General features: G+C 74.6%; 5 protein-coding genes and 1 pseudogene. All 6 read left to right on the top strand.

Translation table 11 applies throughout. From position 1 onward, the window contains the following. Positions 1–134: pseudogene (locus ACOJUF_RS23190) on the top strand (imidazoleglycerol-phosphate dehydratase); the annotation flags it as partial. 17 nt (positions 135–151) lie between these two features. Next, positions 152–286 carry a hypothetical protein gene (locus ACOJUF_RS23185; protein ID WP_420124172.1) on the top strand — a complete coding sequence of 45 codons (135 nt, stop codon included), beginning with the start codon at positions 152–154 and terminating at the stop codon, positions 284–286. Continuing rightward, positions 283–915 carry an imidazole glycerol phosphate synthase subunit HisH gene (gene hisH, locus ACOJUF_RS23180; protein WP_420124171.1) on the top strand — a complete coding sequence of 211 codons (633 nt, stop codon included), beginning with the start codon at positions 283–285 and terminating at the stop codon, positions 913–915. Before ACOJUF_RS23185 ends, hisH begins: the two co-directional genes overlap by 4 nt. A gap of 10 nt (positions 916–925) precedes the next feature. Then, positions 926–1,561, top strand: a complete 636-nt coding sequence (locus ACOJUF_RS23175) for a hypothetical protein (protein WP_420124170.1) — start codon at positions 926–928, stop codon at positions 1,559–1,561. A gap of 110 nt (positions 1,562–1,671) precedes the next feature. Then, a complete protein-coding gene (locus tag ACOJUF_RS23170; protein ID WP_420124169.1) occupies positions 1,672–3,081 on the top strand; it encodes a DUF222 domain-containing protein in 1,410 nt (469 codons plus the stop codon). Next, a partial coding sequence (locus ACOJUF_RS23165; protein ID WP_420124168.1) for a DNA polymerase Y family protein occupies positions 3,078–3,783 on the top strand: 706 nt, incomplete at its 3' end. The genes ACOJUF_RS23170 and ACOJUF_RS23165, both read left to right, overlap by 4 nt.

The following is a 3,783-nucleotide window of genomic DNA, read 5'->3' as shown; positions in this document are numbered from 1 at the left end:
TCCGGGTGCTGTACGGGCGGGACCCGCACCACATCTGCGAGGCCCAGTACAAGGCGATCGCCCGGGCGCTGCGGGTGGCGGTGGAACCCGATCCGCGGGTCAGCGGCATCCCGTCGACCAAGGGCGTGCTGTGACCACAGTGCTCCCGATCGTGTTGATCGGGCTGGGCGGGTTTCTGATCGGTGGGGTGATCTCGCTCTCGCGCAAGTCGGTGCCGGCGGCGGTCGTCCTCGGCGTGTTCGCGGCGGGCTGCATCGTCGGCGGGATCGCGTGGCTGGCGTCATGACGGACCTGGTGGTGCTCGACTACGGGTCGGGCAATCTGGCCTCCGCCGAACGGGCCCTGCGCCGGACCGGCGCCTCGGTGACGGTGACGTCCGATTTCGACGCGGCGCTGAACGCGGACGGTCTGGTGGTGCCCGGGGTCGGCGCGTACGAGGCGTGCATGCAGGGGCTGACCGCGGTGCGGGGGCAACGGATCATCGACCGGCGGGTCGCCGGCAACCGGCCGGTGCTGGGCATCTGCGTGGGCATGCAGATCCTGTTCGAGCGCGGCGTCGAGCACGGCGTGGAGACGGCCGGGGTCGGCGAGTGGCCGGGCACGGTGGAGCGGCTGCAGGCACCGATCGTGCCGCACATGGGCTGGAACACCGTTTCCGCGGGAACGGGTTCGGTGCTGTTCGCGGGCGTGGACCCGCAGACCCGGTTCTATTTCGTGCACTCCTACGCGGTCCGCCGCTGGGAACTCGAAGTGACCGAACCGTTCACTCCGCCGGTCGTGACCTGGGCCGAGCACGGCGGCGACCGGTTCGTCGCCGCGGTGGAGAACGGCCCGCTGTCGGCGACCCAGTTCCATCCGGAGAAGTCCGGCGATGCCGGTGCCGAGGTGTTGCGACGCTGGGTGGCCTCGATCTAGCATCGAACGCATGTTCGATAGCCCGGCCGTGCTGCCCGTCGCTGCCCCGTTGGCGAAGGCGCTGCCGCGCGGCGGCCTGGCCCGGGGGTCGGGGGGCAGCCTCCTGGGCCTGGGGGCGACCAGCCTGCTGTACCCCCGGCTCGCCGGGCCGGCGCGCTGCGGGTCGGCGCTGGTGGGGATGCCCGAGCTCGGGCTGTCCGCGGCCGCCGAGCTGGGCGTCGACCTGAACCGGGTCGCCCTGGTTCCCGACCCCGGGGCCGATGCGTTGCAGGTGGTGTCCATCCTGATCGACGGCGTGGACCTGGTCGCGGTCGCGCTGCCGCCCGCGGTGCGGCCGGCTCCGGCCCGGCAGCGGGTGATCGGTGGCCGGCTGCGGCAGCGCGGGTCCGTGCTGCTGGTGCTCGGCGCCTGGCCGGGGGCGGATCTGGTGCTCACCGCGCGACCGATCGGGTGGCACGGCCTGGGTCGTGGGCACGGCCGGCTGCGGGACCGGGAGCTCGCGGTGCGGGTCGGTGGGCGCCGCGCCGCCGGCCCCGGCGCCCGGGTGGATCTGCTGCTCCGGGCCGATCACGGCGCGATGCGGATCGAGCCGCTGGCTCCGGTCGCGGTGCCGGCCGTCGTTCCCGCCGTGGCCCGGGTGTCCTGACCACGCTCATCTCGGGCGTCCATGTCGGGCGTTCATCCAGGGCACTGTCGGACCCCCTTTCTATGGTGTGGACACCCGTTCGGGACGGGGCCGAACAGAGGGGCGACGCGATGACGAATCTGGCCGACGACCTGACCGATGCCGACCTGGCCGTGATGTGGATGAGCCGGCCGAACAGGCCCGTGGGGCCGACCGTCTGGTTCCCGAAGCCGGTCGCGCCCGCTCCAGAGCCTCAACCTCAACCAAAGGTTGATACTTCTGACGAACCGCTTGACGCCCTGGAGAAGCGCATCACGTCGATGGCGGCGCAGCTGGCCGCGGAGACGCGGGACTGGTTGCGGCTGGTCGCCGAGTTCAACCGCCGCAAGGGCTGGGTGCAGTGGGGGATGCGCTCCATGGCGCACTGGCTGTCGTGGTCGTGCTCGGTCGGCCCCGGAGTGGCCCGGGAGTACGTGCGGGTGGCGACCGCGCTGACCACGCTGCCGCTGGTGGACGAGGCGTTCGCGCAGGGCGCGTTGTCGTACTCGAAGGTGCGGGCAGTCACCCGGGTCGCGGACCGGGTCGACGAGCAGACCCTGATGGAGCAGGCCAAGGTGCACTCCGCGGCCCAGTTGGAGAAGGTGGTCCGCGCCTATCGCAAGGCCGACCGGGTGGACCGGCCGGTGATGGAACGGCGCAAGGCCCGCTGGTTCTACGACGACGACGGCATGTTCGTGCTGTCCGCCCGGCTGACCGCCGAGGAGGGGGCGCTGCTGGTCGCGGCGCTGGAGCAGGCGCGGACCGGCGAGCTGGCCCCGACCGGCTGCCCCGATCGGGCGCCCGACCCGGCCCAGCTGCCGTCCGATCCGGATGCCCTGGTCGCCCTGGCGAAGATCGCGCAGGCCGCCGGCCCGGTCGATTCCTCCGGCGACGACCGGCACCTGGTGGTGGTGCACGCCGACGCGCAGGTGCTGGTCGGGGAGCAGGACCCGGGGCCGGACGCGACGAGCCGGCTCGAGCACGGCCCCGGGCTGACCGCGGCGGCCGCCCGGCGGCTGGCCTGTGACGCGGCGCTGGTGGCCTGGGTGGCGTCGGCGGTGCGGCCGGGGGAGTCGCTCGCGTTGGGTCGCAAGACGCGCAGGATCTCCGCGGCGCTGCGCCGGGCGTTGCGGTTCCGGGACGGGGGGTGCCGGTTCCCCGGCTGCCCGCGGCAGCGGTTCCTGGACGCCCACCACGTCACGCACTGGGCCGACGGCGGGCCCACCGACCTGGGCAACCTGGTCCTGCTGTGCCAGCGGCATCACCGGGCGGTGCACGAGGACGGGTTCACCCTGCACCCGGGCCCCGAGCCCGGCCGTTGGGACGTTCACCGGCCCGACGGCACTCCGGTCCCGGCCGCGCCGGCGCCCCCCGCCGTTCCCGCGGAAACGTCCGGCGGCCCCGCGGAACACCATCCGGACAGCTTGCGTCCGGACCAGCACGGCGAACCGTTCAGCCTGCGGGACAGCGTCGACGTGTTCTGTCGCAACCGGCAGCCATGAGCCGCACCATCGTCCTGTGGTGCCCGGACTGGCAGGCGGCGGCCGCCGCCCGTCAGGCGCAGCGACCGGCCGCCGAGCCCGTCGCGGTGTTCCACGCGAACCGGGTGCGGGCCTGTACCGCCGCGGCGCGGGCCGAGGGTGTCCGGGTGGGCCAGCGGCGCCGGGACGCGCAGGCGCGGTGCCCGGAGCTGCTGGTCGCGACGGTCGACCTGGACCGGGACGCCCGGATGTTCGAGCCGGTCGCCGCCGCGGTCGAGGAGCTGGCACCGGGGGTGGAGGTGCTGCGCAGCGGGGTGGTGGCCTGCCCGGCGCGCGGGCCGGCCCGCTACTTCGGCTCGGAGGCCGGTGCCGCCGAGCGGATCGTGGACGCGGTCGAGGCCCTGGACGTCGAGTGCGGCGTCGGCATCGCCGACGACCTGGAGGTGGCCGTGCTGGCCGCGCACCGGACGGCGATCGTCCCGCCCGGCGGGTCGGCCGCCTTCTGCGCCGGACTGCCGATCACCGACCTGTCCCGGGACCCGGCGATCGGCCCGCCCGACCGGGTCGCGCTCACCGACCTGCTGATCCGGCTCGGCATCACCACCGCGGGGGCGTTCGCCGCGCTGCCGCCGGACAAGGTGGCGACCCGGTTCGGCGCCGACGGGGTGCGCGCGCACCGGCTGGCCCTGGGCCGGCCGGAACGGGGGCTGTCGCGCCGGCAGA

Source organism: Nakamurella sp. (genome assembly GCF_048594475.1).
Classification (GTDB): Bacteria; Actinomycetota; Actinomycetes; order Mycobacteriales; family Nakamurellaceae; genus Nakamurella.
This window is presented reverse-complemented; position numbering and strand designations above follow the sequence as displayed.

Bases quoted from the DNA above. Each gene is read 5' to 3' on its own strand.
- hisH (WP_420124171.1), top strand. From the start codon at position 283: ATGACGGACCTGGTGGTGCTCGACTACGGGTCGGGCAATCTGGCCTCC.
- ACOJUF_RS23175 (WP_420124170.1), top strand. From the start codon at position 926: ATGTTCGATAGCCCGGCCGTGCTGCCCGTCGCTGCCCCGTTGGCGAAG.
- ACOJUF_RS23170 (WP_420124169.1), top strand. From the start codon at position 1,672: ATGACGAATCTGGCCGACGACCTGACCGATGCCGACCTGGCCGTGATG.